Origin of the sequence: Cohnella endophytica, from assembly GCF_003628305.1 — a bacterium.
Classification (GTDB): Bacteria; Bacillota; Bacilli; order Paenibacillales; family Paenibacillaceae; genus Cohnella; species Cohnella endophytica.
Window position 1 is genome coordinate 266,995 of sequence record NZ_RBZM01000001.1, and the last position, 15,854, is coordinate 282,848.

At 49.5% G+C, this 15,854-nt stretch carries 14 protein-coding genes; 13 read left to right on the forward strand and 1 reads right to left on the reverse strand.

All coding sequences use genetic code 11. The features are described from left to right. The first annotated feature begins 57 nt into the window (after positions 1 to 57). From D7Z26_RS01320 to D7Z26_RS01380, 13 genes are all read left to right on the forward strand, one after another. The gene (locus tag D7Z26_RS01320) at positions 58 to 1,185 is read left to right on the forward strand and encodes an Ig-like domain-containing protein (protein WP_120974023.1); all 1,128 of its coding nucleotides are present in this window, start codon (positions 58 to 60) and stop codon (positions 1,183 to 1,185) included. A 155-nt stretch (positions 1,186 to 1,340) separates the two neighbouring features. Continuing rightward, positions 1,341 to 2,243, forward strand: coding sequence for a LysR family transcriptional regulator (locus tag D7Z26_RS01325; protein WP_120974025.1), 903 nt, complete (start codon positions 1,341 to 1,343; stop codon positions 2,241 to 2,243). Positions 2,244 to 2,353: 110 nt separating this feature from the next. Then, positions 2,354 to 4,645 carry a 5-methyltetrahydropteroyltriglutamate--homocysteine S-methyltransferase gene (gene metE, locus D7Z26_RS01330; protein WP_120974027.1) on the forward strand — a complete coding sequence of 764 codons (2,292 nt, stop codon included), beginning with the start codon at positions 2,354 to 2,356 and terminating at the stop codon, positions 4,643 to 4,645. Between the two features lie 162 nt (positions 4,646 to 4,807). After that, positions 4,808 to 5,140, forward strand: a complete 333-nt coding sequence (locus tag D7Z26_RS01335; protein WP_120974029.1) for an ArsR/SmtB family transcription factor — start codon at positions 4,808 to 4,810, stop codon at positions 5,138 to 5,140. 19 nt (positions 5,141 to 5,159) lie between these two features. After that, positions 5,160 to 6,212 carry an SDR family NAD(P)-dependent oxidoreductase gene (locus D7Z26_RS01340; protein ID WP_199731634.1) on the forward strand — a complete coding sequence of 351 codons (1,053 nt, stop codon included), beginning with the start codon at positions 5,160 to 5,162 and terminating at the stop codon, positions 6,210 to 6,212. Between the two features lie 210 nt (positions 6,213 to 6,422). Beyond that, the gene (locus tag D7Z26_RS01345) at positions 6,423 to 6,881 is read left to right on the forward strand and encodes a divergent PAP2 family protein (RefSeq protein WP_120974031.1); all 459 of its coding nucleotides are present in this window, start codon (positions 6,423 to 6,425) and stop codon (positions 6,879 to 6,881) included. A gap of 24 nt (positions 6,882 to 6,905) precedes the next feature. After that, on the forward strand, positions 6,906 to 8,081 hold the full coding sequence (locus D7Z26_RS01350) for an MGDG synthase family glycosyltransferase (protein ID WP_120974033.1): 1,176 nt from the start codon (positions 6,906 to 6,908) through the stop codon (positions 8,079 to 8,081). Then, positions 8,068 to 9,258 carry an MFS transporter gene (locus tag D7Z26_RS01355; RefSeq protein WP_120974035.1) on the forward strand — a complete coding sequence of 397 codons (1,191 nt, stop codon included), beginning with the start codon at positions 8,068 to 8,070 and terminating at the stop codon, positions 9,256 to 9,258. The genes D7Z26_RS01350 and D7Z26_RS01355 overlap by 14 nt, the downstream gene beginning before the upstream one ends. 18 nt (positions 9,259 to 9,276) lie before the next feature. Further along, positions 9,277 to 10,734, forward strand: coding sequence for a sensor histidine kinase (locus D7Z26_RS01360; RefSeq protein WP_120974037.1), 1,458 nt, complete (start codon positions 9,277 to 9,279; stop codon positions 10,732 to 10,734). 7 nt (positions 10,735 to 10,741) lie between these two features. Next, positions 10,742 to 11,449: a response regulator transcription factor gene (locus D7Z26_RS01365; RefSeq protein WP_120974039.1), complete on the forward strand. Its 708-nt coding sequence runs from the start codon at positions 10,742 to 10,744 to the stop codon at positions 11,447 to 11,449. A 168-nt stretch (positions 11,450 to 11,617) separates the two neighbouring features. Next, entirely contained in the window at positions 11,618 to 12,442 is an 825-nt protein-coding gene (gene bacA / locus D7Z26_RS01370; protein ID WP_120974041.1) for an undecaprenyl-diphosphate phosphatase, read from the forward strand. Positions 12,443 to 12,483: 41 nt separating this feature from the next. Continuing rightward, complete coding sequence (locus D7Z26_RS01375; protein ID WP_120974043.1) at positions 12,484 to 13,098, forward strand: DedA family protein; 615 nt, start codon at positions 12,484 to 12,486, stop codon at positions 13,096 to 13,098. Between the two features lie 168 nt (positions 13,099 to 13,266). Further along, entirely contained in the window at positions 13,267 to 14,748 is a 1,482-nt protein-coding gene (locus D7Z26_RS01380) for a protein adenylyltransferase SelO (protein ID WP_120974045.1), read from the forward strand. Between the two features lie 113 nt (positions 14,749 to 14,861). Here D7Z26_RS01380 and D7Z26_RS01385 read toward each other — a convergent pair whose 3' ends face one another. After that, entirely contained in the window at positions 14,862 to 15,740 is an 879-nt protein-coding gene (locus D7Z26_RS01385; protein WP_120974340.1) for a LysR family transcriptional regulator, read from the reverse strand. Positions 15,741 to 15,854 lie beyond the last annotated feature (114 nt).

Consider the following 15,854-nt stretch of genomic DNA (forward strand, 5'->3'; position numbering starts at 1 on the left):
TATCATGTTATACTTATCTTAAAGTGCTTCCATAATTCGCCAAAGGAGTAATTCATAATGTCGCAACATCGCGCTATTTCCTTAATCCTATCTTTGTTCCTCGTTTTTAATCTGGCAGCGGGTACCGTATCGGCTGCGCCGAACAAACCCGCGAATCCGAAATTTACGGTCGCGTCGATCACAGTGAAAAAAGGCGATAAAGTCGATTTGAATTCTAAGCTGAAATCAACGGCCAAGGTCTCGTATCGCTTCGCGATCAGCGACTCCAAAGTGGCATCTGTCTCCGCTGCCGGCGTCGTTACGGGTATTTCTCCGGGTAAAGCAACGGTAACCGCGACGGTTTCTCAGACAGGATATAGCGGCAAAGCAAGCGTCGTCATTCAAGTGGGCGCGCCGACAACAGGCGACGGCGCAGCGATTGGTGCTACCAAATCTGTCGTCTACAAAGATATGGCGCTGCTGGACGCCGATATCCGTAAAGGTTTGCAGACGTTATTCAAGAAGGATTACGCGAAGCTAACGGACGATGAAAAAACACAACTAGACAAGCTGATGCAAATCGATCGCCAGCAATTGCTGACCGGTCTGCAATCGATCGTCGCGAAAGGAACGCCTTCATGGTCTACGGCTATGGCGCAGGAGTTCGCCGTCCACAACCTGGAAGGCAATATCAAAGATATAGCAGCGTTATTCACGAATGCAGGTTCGGATCAAGTCTTGCAACATGCCGCGTTTGATTTGCTGAGGCCGTTCAAGTCGGATCAAGCTCTGAAAGCCTTCGGCTCGCTGCTTATGTATTCGTCGGACGCGAGCTTGCGGTACAGCGTTGCTTACTTGATCAGCAAATTCGAGGGGAACTCCGAGGCGCTCTCGCTACTGATCAACGCGACGATGAAGGAAACCGACGAATCGGCATGGACGAACGAAGCCGCTTCTTTAATCTCAGTAGCCGGAACGGATCCCAATTTTATCAATTTAGTTGTGCTGACATACGGACAATTCTCGGATACGTATAAAACCAAGTTTGCACGTTTTTTTGGATACGATGACCCTGCTAGGGCGGAGCTGTTCAAGGTGTGGATAAAGACATTAACCGACAACCAACAGTCCACGGTCGATGCTCTGAAAAACGCTTCGAGCTCGTTGTTGAACGATTTGAAAAAGTTTCCTCATTTTAGAGACTAGAAAAGCTACTCATTCGAACTCATCGACATCTATCCAGGCGATTACTCGCGTAATTAGGGGAATCGCCAAGGAATAGATGTCTTTTTCATTTTGAATTTGTTACTCTTATTTCGTTAATCATTTCGGCAGCGCGAGGTTAGAGGGGGATACTTTCAGTGACTTTGCAGCAATTAAAATACGTCATCGAGGTCGCGAATCGGGGCTCCATTAACGAGGCGGCCAAACGATTGTTCGTTTCTCAGCCGACTCTATCGAACGCGATTAAGGATTTGGAAGAGGAAATGGGCTTTGCAATATTCGACCGTTCGAACAAGGGCATCTCGCTTTCCAAGGAAGGCGTCGAATTTTTGAGCTACGCGCGGCAAGTCGTCGAGCAGGCGGAATTGTTGGAAAGCCGATATTTGAATGCCAAGCCGTCGCCGCAGCATTTCTCGGTATCCACCCAGCATTATGCTTTTGCGGTAAATGCCTTCGTAAGCCTCGTCCAGGAGTATGGACAGGAGGAGTACGAATTAACTTTGCGCGAGACCAAAACCTATGAAATTATCGAAGACGTCAAAGAGATGCGCAGCGAGATCGGGATTCTATATCTCAATGAATTCAACGGAAAAGTCATCAACAAGCTGCTCAAAACCGCGAACTTGCAATTCAACAGTTTATTTACGGCCAAGCCGCACATTTTTATTAGCGTTAAAAATCCGTTAGCCGTTCAACCGGTCGTGACCATCGACCAACTGCAGGATTATCCGTATCTGTTCTTCGATCAAGGCGATTATAATTCATTTCATTTCTCGGAAGAAATTCTCAGTACGATGTCGCATAAGAAAAGCATTCGCGTAAATGATCGTGCGACGCTTTTTAATTTATTGATCGGGTTGAACGGGTATACGATCTCGACCGGAGTGCTGAGCGCGGATTTGAACGGCAATGAAATCATACCCGTACCTTTGGACGTAGGGGAAACGATTAACGTCGGCTGGATTTCCCACAAGAACACGTCGTTATCCAAGCTCGGAATGGCTTATATAGAAGCGCTTAACCGGGCAGTCGCCCCGTAACAACATAGATATAGCCAATGGCTATATCTAGGTATAGTTATTTCCAGTTACGCTATATCCGCGCGTAAATGGTATCTTTCTTGTAACAATTCGTATAGGAGTGTTACAAGATGGCGAAAAGCAGTGTGTTGGGCTATCCACGTATCGGCGCGGAACGCGAATGGAAGAAGGCTCTTGAAGCATTCTGGGCAGGCAAGCTCGATCAATCGGAATTTCACGAACAGCTGAAGGAAATCCGCTTGAATCATTTGCGCAAGCAGATGGACAAAGGCATAGACCTCATCCCGGTTAATGATTTCAGCTATTACGATCATGTACTCGATACGGCCACGATGTTCGGTATCGTTCCGAAGCGCTTCTCCTATGAAGGCGGAGTCGTGCCGTTGTCCTTATATTATGGCATCGCCCGCGGAACGAAGGATGCCACGGCCAGCGAAATGACGAAGTGGTTTAATACGAACTATCACTATATCGTACCCGAACTGGACGGGGCGGAGCCGGCGATTACCGAAAACAAACCCCTAAATGCCTATCGTGAAGCAAAGGAACTGCTCGGTATCGAAGGAAAGCCGGTTATCTTGGGGCCACTGTCTTTCTTGAAGCTGTCGAAAGGCTATGCGGCAACGGAGACGGATTCTTGGCTAGAGCGTTTGTTGCCGCTGTACGTGCAGATTCTTCGGGAGCTTGCCCATGAAGGCGTTCAATGGGTACAAATCGACGAACCGATTCTGGTGACGAAAGTAAGCGCGGAAGACGTACGCCGTCTTAAGTCGATCTATGATTCGTTCGCGTCAGCGGTGCCCGAACTGAACATTATGTTACAAACCTATTTTGAATCGGTAGAAAACTACAGCGATATCGTCGCTTTGCCGGTTAAAGGAATCGGACTTGATTTCGTGCATGGCTTGTCCGGCAACTTATCCGCTGTCCGGCAATCGGGCTTCCCGGCGGACAAGGTATTGGGCGCAGGAGTCATCGACGGCCGCGGTATATGGAAAGCATCCTTGCAAGAGAAACTCGCGCTTCTGAAGGAACTAACCGGAATCGTTTCGTCCGATCGCCTTATCATCCAATCCTCGTGCAGTTTGCTGCACGTTCCGGTTACCGTACAGAACGAGAAGAAGCTACTTCCCGAGCTCAAGGGAGCGCTAGCCTTCGCCGACGAGAAGCTGGACGAAATCGTTTTGCTTACCAAAGCCGACGTGTCGGGCGAGACCAGCATCGCAGTCGAGTTGGTACAGTACGAGAGTGACCTACAGGCGCTCAAACAATCCGGCGAGCGCAATCGTAACGACATTCAACAGTCCGTTGCCGCCATTAGCGCGCAATATCCGGCGCGTCATCTTCCTTTTACCGAACGTCATCTTGTTCAACGGGACAAATGGCAATTGCCGTTATTCCCGACGACTACGATCGGAAGCTTCCCTCAATCGGCAGAAGTTCGCAAAGCGCGCCAGCTATGGCGCAAGGGCGAGTGGAGCAACGAGCGATACGCCAAGTTCATCGAGGAACAAATCGACATCTGGGTAAAATTGCAGGAAGAGATCGGGTTAGACGTACTCGTGCATGGCGAATTCGAACGTACGGATATGGTCGAATTTTTCGGCGAGAAGCTTGCGGGCTTCGCGTTTACGCAGTTCGGCTGGGTTCAGTCGTACGGTTCCCGATGCGTAAAACCGCCGATCATTTTCGGGGACGTCGCGTTCGAAGAAGCGATGACCGTCGAGGAAACGAAATATGCCCAATCGAAGACCGAACGTCCGGTTAAAGGGATGCTTACCGGCCCGATTACGATCATGAACTGGTCGTTCGTCCGGGAGGACATCACGCGCGAACAGATCGCCTACCAGCTCGCTTATGCTCTTAGACAAGAAGTAGAGGCTCTAGAGAAGGCCGGCATCGGGATGATTCAGGTTGATGAGCCTGCGGTACGAGAAGGTCTTCCGCTGAAGGAACAAGATCAAGCGAACTACTTGCAATGGGCGGTCAAAGCGTTCCGCATGACGACTTCCACGGTTCAGGACACGACGCAAATTCATACGCATATGTGTTATTGCGAGTTCCACGACATGATCGATTCGATCGAAGCGATGGATGCGGACGTGATCTCCATAGAGACTTCCCGCAGCCACGGCGAACTGATTCACAGCTTCGAGCTGAACACGTATGAACTGGGGATCGGCTTAGGCGTATACGACATCCATAGTCCGCGCGTTCCGCGAGTGGAGGAGATGTCTTCGATGATCGATCGCGCCTTGCGCGTGCTGGACCCTCAGCTTTTCTGGATTAATCCGGATTGCGGACTCAAAACCCGCGGATTCGAAGAAACGGTCGATTCCTTGCGCAACATGGTCGAAGCGACGCGGATCGCACGCGAGAAGCATTCCTTAACGGTAAAATAAATAGTGCGTTCCGCAAAAAGCCGCGATATACATCGCGGCTTTTTGCGATTTTACGATAGAGCTTCGTCTCGATTTTCTTTCCCGATGTTGCTCGACTGATTTCCATGTGTTATTTTTCAGTGGTTCAAGCATTTAAACCGATTGCCCAAGGAGAACAATAAGATGCACGATAGTTTGAAATTGAGTCGATTGAAATCGGATTTTAAGTCCTGTACGAGGGTGTTATCGGCCATCGGAGACGAGACGCGTCAACTGATACTCTTTACGCTTATCGATGCCGGTTGCGATGGAATGCGCGTTGGAGAAATTACCGCTCAAACCCATCTGTCTAGGCCTGCCGTATCGCATCATCTCAAAATATTGAAAAATGCGGGAATCGTCGAAGTGTACAAGGTCACTACGATGAATTACTACTATTTGGACCCATCCAGTAAGCTCATGGATCTCAAGAAGCTAATCGCCGGCCTAGAAGATTTGCTCATCGTATCGCAGTAAACACGGGAGGGAAACGAAGATGACTCGTACACAGATATTTAATCATATTAATTATTCAAAACAAGTCCCTATACATTCAGGTTTCGGAGTTAACACGACAGCCAAGCAAGCATTGGGTGAGCGCAAACTCAAAGGTAAAGTCGCGATCGTGACCGGTGGTTATTCCGGCATCGGCCTGGAGACGGCACGCGTTCTTGCCGAAGCTGGCGCGACCGTCATCGTGCCTGTTCGCACGGAGGCAAAAGCCCGTATTGCGTTGAAGGGCATTCCGAACATCGAATTGGAGATCATGGATTTAATGGTTCCGCGATCGATCGACGCGTTCGCGGAGAGGTTCTTATCCTCGGATAGACCGCTTCATATGCTTATCAACGGCGCCGGGATTATGGCTACGCCATTCATGCTCGACAAACGAGGCTACGAAGCACAATTCGCGACGAACCATCTGGGTCACTTTCAATTAACGGCAAGACTTTGGCCTGCCTTGAAAAAAGCGGGAAACGCCCGGGTTATCGCAGTTTCCTCCAGAGCGCAACGTCTTGGTGGCGTCTTATTCGAAGACCCGAATTTTGCAACGACGGAATACGATAAGTGGAAAGCCTATGCCCAATCCAAGTCCGCTAACGTCTTGTTCGCCGTAGAACTGGATAAAATGGCCCAAATTCATGGCGTACGAGCTTTTGCAGTTCATCCGGGTTTAATCCCGAGTACGGGAATAGGTAGATTCAGTCTCGATGAAAAAGCGTCAAGCCTTTCCGTAAGTCTAAACAAAATTGCCTTAAAACTATTGAATAGGGGAAGCATCATTAAGTTAATAAATAGATTTAAGATGGGGCAGGGGAATCGATTCAAAACGATCAAACAAGGGGCCGCCACTTCGATATGGTGCGCTACGAGCGAAGCGCTAAATGATAAGGGAGGGGTTTATTGCGAGGATTGCGATATCGCCGAAGCCGTTCCGGTCGGGAGCTTAAGCGGGTACGGAGTGCGTCCGTGGGCGATCGATCCTGATAATGCCCAACGACTGTGGCAGCTCAGCGAGAAGCTAACTGGTGTGAAGTTCAATTTCTAGAGTCTGCTTATATTCAGTTTTCAAGCACAACAGCGACCTTTGCCCTCGGGAAAGGCCGCTGTTGTATTTTTTTACGGACAAAAACAAAAACGAAAGCCGCGCAATTCATAATTTTTTAAGAATTGCTTCATTAGCTGTTTACGATTGAAGCGTATCGTTACTTGCAGAGGATATTTTCCTACACCAGCAATCGCGACTAAGGAGCAAGCCATGACCTCACTTTTATCGAACTTCGCATTAATCGCGGCGTTTACGTCAATCGTATTGGCGCAAACGGTAAAAGTTCCTTTGCACTGGCTCGTCAGCAGAAGTTGGAGTCCCGCGCGCGGCTTTAGTACAGGCGGCATGCCGAGCTCTCATTCGGCCGGCGTCACTTCGCTTGCTGCCGCTATCGGCATAACGAACGGGCTTGATTCGTCCGTATTCGCCATTGCCGTCATCTTTAGCCTGATTACGATGTATGACGCAGCTGGCATCCGCCGTCACGCGGGCATTCACGCCACCTATATTAATCGAATTTTGAAATCGTATCCCGATGCGGATTTCCAAGAAGGCAAGGACGTCAACGCGCTTAACGAACGACTCGGCCATCGCCCGATCGAAGTCGCCGCCGGAGCCGTTTTTGGCTTTCTCGTCTGTATTATGCTTTACCTTCTCGTATACCGCTAAACAAGAGAGAGGAGAATAAAACCCATGAACAAGGATCCCAGCATTCTCATCGTGTATTCCACCTTCGGCGACGGTCATTATCAAGTAGCTAACGCCCTGAAACAGTCTTTCGCCGCCCAAGGGTATCATAAGATTCACCTGGTGGACTTATTCGCGGAAACCCATCCTTTTTGGAATGCAATCTCGCGGTTTACCTATTTGAAGAGCGCTTTATATTTTCCGAAGCTGTATGGGATGAGCTACCATTGGATGAATATATCGAAGCCGGAAGCGCGCATATACAAGTGGCTTCATGGGTTGGGCAAACGTAAAGTAGTGGAACTGGTCCAACGCATAAAGCCGGATGCCGTCATTCATACGTTTCCCTTCCTAGCCGTGCCCCAATTAAACGATAACGGTGACCTCGCCGTCCCGACGTTCACGGTATTGACCGACTACGTGTCGCATAACAGGTGGATCCATCCGGGAACGGATCGCTATTTCGTCGCTACGAACGAATTGAAGAGCGAATTGGTGAAACGAGGGGTCAATGACAGTCGCATTTCGGTAACCGGCATACCTGTTCGGAAATCGTTTCGTATGCCCGTAAACAAAGCAGCCTTAAGGCAAAAGTACGGTCTGGAATCCGGTAAAAACTATTTATTGTTAGTTGCCGGAGCTTACGGCGTTTTGTCGAACGTACGGCAAGTGCTCCAAACGGTGCTGGAGCGAACGGGCTATGAAGTATTGCTTGTTTGCGGAAAAAACGAAAAGCTTGCACACCGGATGATCGATGCTTACTCTGGCGATAAACGGGTACGCGTATTCGGATTCGTCGAGGGTATGGAGGAACTGATGTCGATCTCGTCGTGCCTAGTTACGAAGGCCGGCGCTATCACGCTTACGGAGGCGTCGGCTCTGTCGCTCCCCGTCGTCGTATACCGTCCGCTCCCCGGACAGGAAGAAGGAAACGCGGATACGCTGTCCAAGAAAGGCTCGGTGCTTGTCGCGCGAACGACGGAACAATTGGCTCGTCATTTGCTTCAATTGGAAGAAGAAACCTTCAGAGTCGGAATGGGTAGCGCCATACACGACATACACGTTGCGGATACGGGATCGTATATCGTCTCCGAGGTATTGCAATACACCGAGCAGTTCCAACGCATTCGTCAATGGGTTCCGTCTACGGAAGAGAGGCAGGCCGTACATGGATTTCGTTAAACGTCTTCGAGAGAATATCCAGTTGCCTTTTCTCCGGAATGCCTTGATGCTCTTCTTCATGGAATGGGTCCGCGGAGCGTTCCTGATTTCGCTGCTTCCATCGTTCGCTGCGGATCGATGGGGGTTATCGCTTGCTTTGATCGGAACGGCCGTATCCGTTCATTACTTAACGGACAATTTGGTCAAAAGCTTCGTAGGCTTTATGCTAGACCGATATCCCGCGAGATTTGTTCTTCATAGCGGTTTCGCGCTTGCCCTTATCGGGATCGGAATGACTCTATTCATCCATGTTCCATGGGTATTGCTTGTCTCATCGGGTTTACTCGGCATCGGCTTTTCTCCGATATGGCTTGTCAGCCTAAGCCAGGTCAAAGAAGAGAAACGCGCCGAACAGATGGGTTTGCTGTACGTATTCTGGCTAGCGGGTTTAGGGTTAGGACCGCTTACCATCAACCTTTTTCTCGATTACGGCTATCGCGCCGCATTTACTTTACTCATCAGCATGTTTGTCGCAGGTTGGCTGCTCGTGGGAAGAGGACATGGGAGGATAAGCTCTTTATCCATGACGTCCGTACCGATCCGTAAGCAACTCGTACAACTATGGGACAGACTCAAGAAATCCCGGGTACTCGTGCCTGGAATGGTTCTTCAGACAATGGCGGCCGGCATGCTTATCCCCTTCTTGTCCACGTTCGCCGTCGATCGCGTAGGGCTGTCCCATGCGCAGTTTTCCTTGGTTATCCTCACGGGCGGGGGATTTGCCGTTGCTTCACTCGTCCCGCTAGGCAAATGGTTCGACCGATACAACAGCAAATGGTTTCTGGTTTGCGGTTTCGGATTGTTTTCCGTTGCGCTATTCGCATTGCTATTTGTTCGTTCTTTCTTCTCCATAGAAGGGGCAGCGATACTCATGGGCGTCTCCTACGCCGGCCTGCTTCCCGCGTGGAACGCGTTGATGGCACGATATATTCCTCCGGAATCGCAAGGAGCCGGATGGGGAATATTTTCCACGGTAGAGGGGATGGGCATTGTCGTTGGACCTTTAATCGGAAGTTGGCTGGCCGCGAGCGGCAACATAGCGCTTCCGTTCGCCGTCAGCGCCGTTTTGTTCGGTCTTATCAGCTTATATTATTGTTTTTTACGGTCAAATCCATTATGTTTGATCGAAGAAAGCTGAACGGGAGCCGATGGTTAGATGTCAATACGATTAAAGTTACTCATCTCCTATGCGGCGATGCTTGTCGTGCCGCTCGTGTTAATGATCGTGACCGCGCTTCTTCTTGTGTTCGTATTCCGGGGGGATTTGCAAAATCTGAAAAGTCTCTACGAACGACAGCTGGAAGGCATCGAAGATTCGGATGTCCACTATCTCATCAAAAATACGATCGCGGATAATCCGGAACTTCTGACGGATACCCGGTATTTGGACGAATTAAGCAACGAACTGCAAGCGAGGAACGGTTTTATCGCCGTACGCATCGGCGACAGACTGCTATATGCTTCCGAACAAATTAAAGATAACGCGGATTTAGTCTCGGGGTTATCCCCATTCAAACACAGAGGTTACCGCAACGATGCGCCAACCAGAAACTATGGGAACGATCTATATGCCATGAAGCAATTCGATTTCGTGACCGCCGACCAGAGACCTGGCAGCTTGTTCTTGCTCAACAAAGTAGATCCGCTCGTGTTCTATGCCCGCAAATATTTTCCAAGCCTATTCATCGCACTAGTGGTCATTCTTGTTCTTACGCATTCTCTGCTCACCTATTTGATGTCCAAGAACATTATTCATCCGCTTCATGAACTGCGCAGAGCGGCACGAGAGATCAAAGAAGGGAACTTGGATTTCCGGATGAAGGTCGGCGGCAATGACGAAATCGGTCAATTAGGCGTCGCGTTCGAAGAGATGAGATCTCGGATCCAGGATTCCCTGCGCATTCAGAAGCAATATGAAGAAAATCGAAAAGAGCTGGTCTCGAACATTTCTCACGACCTTAAGACGCCGATCACGGCGATCAAAGGTTACGTCGACGGAATTTTGGAAGGGGTCGCGGACTCTCCCGAAAAAACGCAAAAGTACATGAAGACGATTGCGGCCAAAGCCGAGGAAATGGATCAGTTGATCGACGAATTGTTCCTTTTCTCTAAGCTCGATTTGAAAAGCATTCCGTTCTCGTTCGAGAATGTCCCCGTTCTTGCTTTTTTACGGGATTGGACGGAAGATCTTCAATTCGAATTGGAGAAAAAGAGTGTGCGTTTGGAGACGGATATTCGATCGGGAACCGACGGAGTCATGCTCGTCGATCGGGATAAATTGAATCGGGTTTTGACGAACGTCATTCAAAATAGCCTCAAATATATGGAAAAGAAAGACAAAATAATAGCGGTCGAGGCTTGGGACGACGGGGAACAGCTGCATCTCGAGATTCGGGACAACGGACCCGGCATAGACGCCGAAGCATTGCCGTACGTGTTCGACCGCTTCTATCGCGCGGAGCAGTCCCGGAACACGGACACCGGGGGAAGCGGACTGGGACTAGCCATTGCCAAACAGATCATGGATGGTCATGGAGGCGACATTCGCGCCGAGAGCCAAGAAGGGGAAGGCACCACGCTCGTACTGACCCTACCGATTCGGAGAGAAGGTTAAAAGTCCAATGAAAACCATATTAATCGTGGAAGACGAAGCGAGCATAGCCGAGCTTCAGAGGGATTATCTAGAGATTAATGGCTATCGCGCCGATATCGCCGAGAACGGGGAAATCGGATTAGAGAAAGGGCTTGCGGGAAACTACGATCTTATCTTATTGGATTTGATGTTACCCAAGATGAGCGGATTCGAGGTATGTCGGCTTATCCGGGAAAAGAAGGACATCCCTATCCTGATGGTTACTGCCAAAAGGGAAGATATCGATATGATCCGCGGCTTGGGGCTTGGAGCGGATGATTATATTATGAAGCCGTTTAAGCCGGCCGAATTGGTCGCCCGGGTAAAAGCGCATCTAGCCCGTTATGAACGACTGATCGGTAACAAAGCAATGACCAACGAGGTGAATATTCACGGATTACGCATCGATTCCGATTCGCGCAGGGTGTACTTGGAAAACGAAGAAATTATACTGACGACGAAGGAATTCGACTTGCTGCATTTTCTCGCGATTCATCCGAATCGCGTATTCAGCAAAGATCAATTGTTCGAACGATTATGGGGCATTGACGCCATAGGGGATACGCAAACGGTAACCGTCCATATTCGCAAGCTGCGCGAGAAGATCGAGAAGGACTCGTCCAATTCTCGATACATCGAAACCGTATGGGGAGCGGGATATCGCTTTCGGAGCCCTTCCGAGTTTATTAAACCTTAACAATTGCTTCATTTGAAATAGCAAAGCGTCTCTTCCGGTAATCGGGGGATGCGCTTTTTTTTTAATAATAATTTAATAACGGGTTCACCGATAGTTTATAACTATTACTTATGGTAAATAGGAAACGTATTTACGAATTCGATAGACAGAGGGAGCGTGCAAGCATTCATGCAAAATAGCGTTATTGCAATTATCCAAGGTATTGTCGAAGGTTTGACCGAGTTTCTGCCGGTATCCTCCACCGGGCATCTTATTCTGACGGGTAAGTTACTTGATTTTAGCGGCGACAAGGCCGACACGTTTGAAATCGTAATTCAATTGGGTGCTATTTTGGCCGTCGCGGTGATTTATTGGAGGCGTATTTTGAACCTGCTTGGATTAATTCGCATGAAGCCAGGTTCTTTGGAACAATCGGATTCGGCGCACAAATTAAATCTGATCCATGTCATTTTGGCGTGTTTGCCTGCTATGGCTTTAGGTTTAATCTTGCATTCGTTTATCAAATCCTATCTATTTTCTCCTTATACGGTACTGGTAGGCTTAGTGCTGGGAGGAGCATTCATGCTATACGGACAAAAGAAGCAAGCGAAGGTTCAAGCCGAGAGCGTAGATCAATTGTCTTATAAACAGGCTTTCTTAATCGGTTTGTATCAATGCCTAGCGTTATGGCCGGGCTTTTCCCGTTCGGGAGCAACAATAGCCGGCGGATTACTGTCGGGCGTAAATTATCGAGCAACGACGAATTTCTCGTTTCTGATCGCCATTCCGATGATGGTTGCCGCTAGCGGCTACGAGCTGCTGAAAAGCTATTCTACCTTAACGTCTTCGGATATCGGTTTTTTTGCAATCGGATTTATCGTCGCTTTTGTCGTCGCGTTGCTTGCGGTCATAACGTTTTTGAAGCTGCTTGAGCGTTTTAAGCTAGCCCCCTTCGCATATTACCGTTTTGCCCTCGCGATTGTTTTTCTCGCCTACTTGTTGCTCAACGCATAACTGTTTAATCAAGGATATCAAGAGGAAGTAGTGAATTCGGCATGCAACATATCATTGACTGGGTTTCGAATACCGCGGTTCATCTCATAGAAACGCTTGGAATTTGGGGTATATTTATCGGTATGGTCCTGGAAAGCGCCTGTATTCCTATCCCAAGCGAGGTCATCATGCTATGCGGAGGAGGCGCCGTGGCGAATGGGACGATGTCTTTTGCCGAGGTTGTTGCGGCGGGAGTAGTCGGCAACGTGATCGGCTCCATAATCGCTTATTACATTGGACTGCGCGGAGGCAAAGTACTACTAGAACGTTACGGCAAATACGTTCTCTTCAGGGCTTCGCATTTAGAACAATCTCAACGTTGGTTTGATCGCTTTGGAGAAAGCACCGTGTTTTTCACAAGAAATCTACCGTTTATCCGAACTTTCATTTCGCTTCCCGCAGGAATCGCGGGAATGAATTTCCGTAAATTCGTCATCTTCACCACGCTTGGCTGTATTCCTTGGAATATCGCTTTGACCTACGCAGGCTTTAAGATCGGCACGAATACAAGTACCGTGGAACGTTATCTTCATCCCGTCAGCTATGCGATCGCGGCAATTGTATGCGTAATGCTCGTAATCTGGCTTGTGCGGAAAAGAAAAGATGCTCGCGATTAGTCATGACGCAGGAGGCGATAATAAGAAAAGAGCGAGTCTTCATGAGCACCAACTCGGGCAAATGACTGCCGATCTCGGCCACAATCGGTAAAGTTGACGTTGCTCGGGTCCCGTGTCAAGATGGAGGGGATCGCAATATTAGGAATAATTGGACGGAGAGGGGAACTTATGACGGACAATCATACAACGCCAGAAGCAGGATGGAATTTCGACAACAGTTATGCGCGACTGTCGCCTTCTTTTTATACCGCTCTTAATCCGACCCCCGTACGCTCGCCTAAGTTAGTTCTACTTAATGAGTCATTGGCAGCAACTCTTGGGCTGAGAGTCGAATCGTTACAAAGCAAGGATGGAGTAGCGGTGCTTGCCGGCAACCTGATTCCCGGAGGAGCCATGCCGTTAGCGCAAGCATACGCAGGGCATCAATTCGGTCATTTCAATCGATTAGGGGATGGCCGGGCAATATTGCTTGGCGAACAACTTACTCCCCAAGGCGAGCGCTTCGATATTCAGCTTAAAGGTTCCGGTCCAACGCCATACTCCCGCAGAGGAGACGGCCGAGCCGCGATGGGGCCGATGCTGCGCGAATACATTATCAGCGAAGCGATGCATGCGCTCGGCATTGCGACTACCCGAAGCTTGGCGGTCGTGTCGACCGGCGAATCCATTTTTCGCGAAACCGAGCTGCCTGGTGCGGTACTGACTAGGGTGGCCGCGAGTCATGTGCGTGTAGGCACTTTTCAATATATCGCGCAATGGGGCACGGACGAAGAGCTCCGGACGTTGGCGGATTATGTTTTGCAGAGACATTATCCCGAGATTGATGCGGCGGGCGAGGAGAACCGCTATCTTCAGTTACTTAAGGAAGTCATCAAACGACAAGCCGCCTTAATCGCTCAATGGCAGCTCGTCGGTTTTATACACGGTGTCATGAACACGGACAACATGGCCATTAGCGGAGAAACGATCGATTACGGTCCATGCGCGTTCATGGATGCCTACGACCCGGCAACCGTGTTCAGCTCCATCGACACGCAAGGTCGTTATGCCTATGGGAACCAGCCCTATATTGGCGGGTGGAATCTTACCAGGTTCGCCGAGACTCTGTTGCCGTTGTTGCATGACGATGAAGAGCAGGCCATCAAGCTCGCCGAGGGTGCATTGGCCGATTATGAGGCGTTGTTTCAACGGGAATGGCTTGCGGGAATGAGGGCCAAACTGGGCCTATTTAACGAAGAATCGGAGGATGAAGCCCTGATCGAAACTCTCCTCGATATGATGAAGAAGAACCGCGCGGATTACACGAATACTTTCCGTGCGTTAACCTTAAATAAGCCGGAGGAATCCGCGTTGTTCGGTTCACCGGAATTCGCTTCTTGGCATCAGCTTTGGCAGGCGAGAGTAGGCAGACAGAAGGAGCCGTTAACCGCCTCGCAGGAGTTGATGCGCTCAAGCAATCCCGCGGTCATCCCTCGGAATCATCGGGTTGAAGAAGCGCTCGAAGCCGCCGTCGAACGAGATGACTATAGCGTGATGGAGCGATTGCTCGCTGTTCTTGCGACTCCCTTCGCGCATGCTCCGGATCAGGTTGAATACTGCGCGCTCTCATCGGATGCAGCGGGTCCTTACAGAACTTTCTGCGGGACTTGAATGAAGGAACGAAGGATAATTAATGTAATTAAATAAATCCGCACGTAATTAATTAAGAGCGTGTCGCGATTAGCGATACGCTCTTTGGGTTGCGCACGGAAGGTAGCGGACAACTATCGAACCAATTCAATAAATCGGCTAGCGGCGCTCGTAAGCGGCATGTTTCGCATCGTCATGATGCCGACGTGCGAGGGAGGCAGCGGAACGTCCAATCGAATCTCGAAGAGGGAACCTTCTTCGAGTTCCTTCGAGACGAATTCCCTCGTCACGTAAGAAATGCCAAGCCCTCTGCGCGCAAACTCGATAAGAAGATCCACGCTGCCTACTTCGATTTCCGGCTTGATCGTATAGCCGTAGTTTTGGAAGATTTCCGTTATCGCCATGCGCGCCCGGCTATTCCGCGAGAAAAGAATGACGGGATATTGCAACAGCGACTCCAGCGACAACACTTTGTTCTTTATCTCGGCAAACCGAGCCCCCGCCACGAAGCAATCCTGCAGCTTGAAGCTCTCCCGCACTTCTAGCTGGGAATCGACGATCGGCATGCGAACGACGCCCAGATCGATTCTGCCTTCTTTTAAGAACGTAATGACTTCCGGCGTCGTTCCGTGGTTGAGGTGCAGCTTGATTCCGGGATGCTTCTCATGGAACTCTTCCAAATAAGGAAGCACGTAATGCTTGAACAACGAGTCGCTTCCGCCGATCCGCAGCTCGCCGTTGTCCAAATTCTTAAGCGCGGCCATTTTTTCCTCGGCCGTCGAGATTAAAATCTGCGACTGCTCGATATAGGAATACAGGATGGAGCCTTCTTGCGTCAGCTCGACTCCTTTGGAATTTCGATAAAACAAAATGAGGCCGAAGCTGTCCTCCAGCTGTTTGATCGCGTGGCTGACGCTCGGCTGGGTGAGGTACAAGGCTTTAGCGGCCTGAGTCAGGCTGCCCGTTTTTGCCGCCCAATAAAACACCTTGTACAATTCATAATTGTTGGTCATAGACATGGTCTATAGCTCCTGTTAAATATATTAATTACTTGTATGGCCTTCAATCGTATTATAGTGAAAATAAGAAAAAGAAACCAGAGCTCTCGCGAGCTCAGCCGGAAGGAG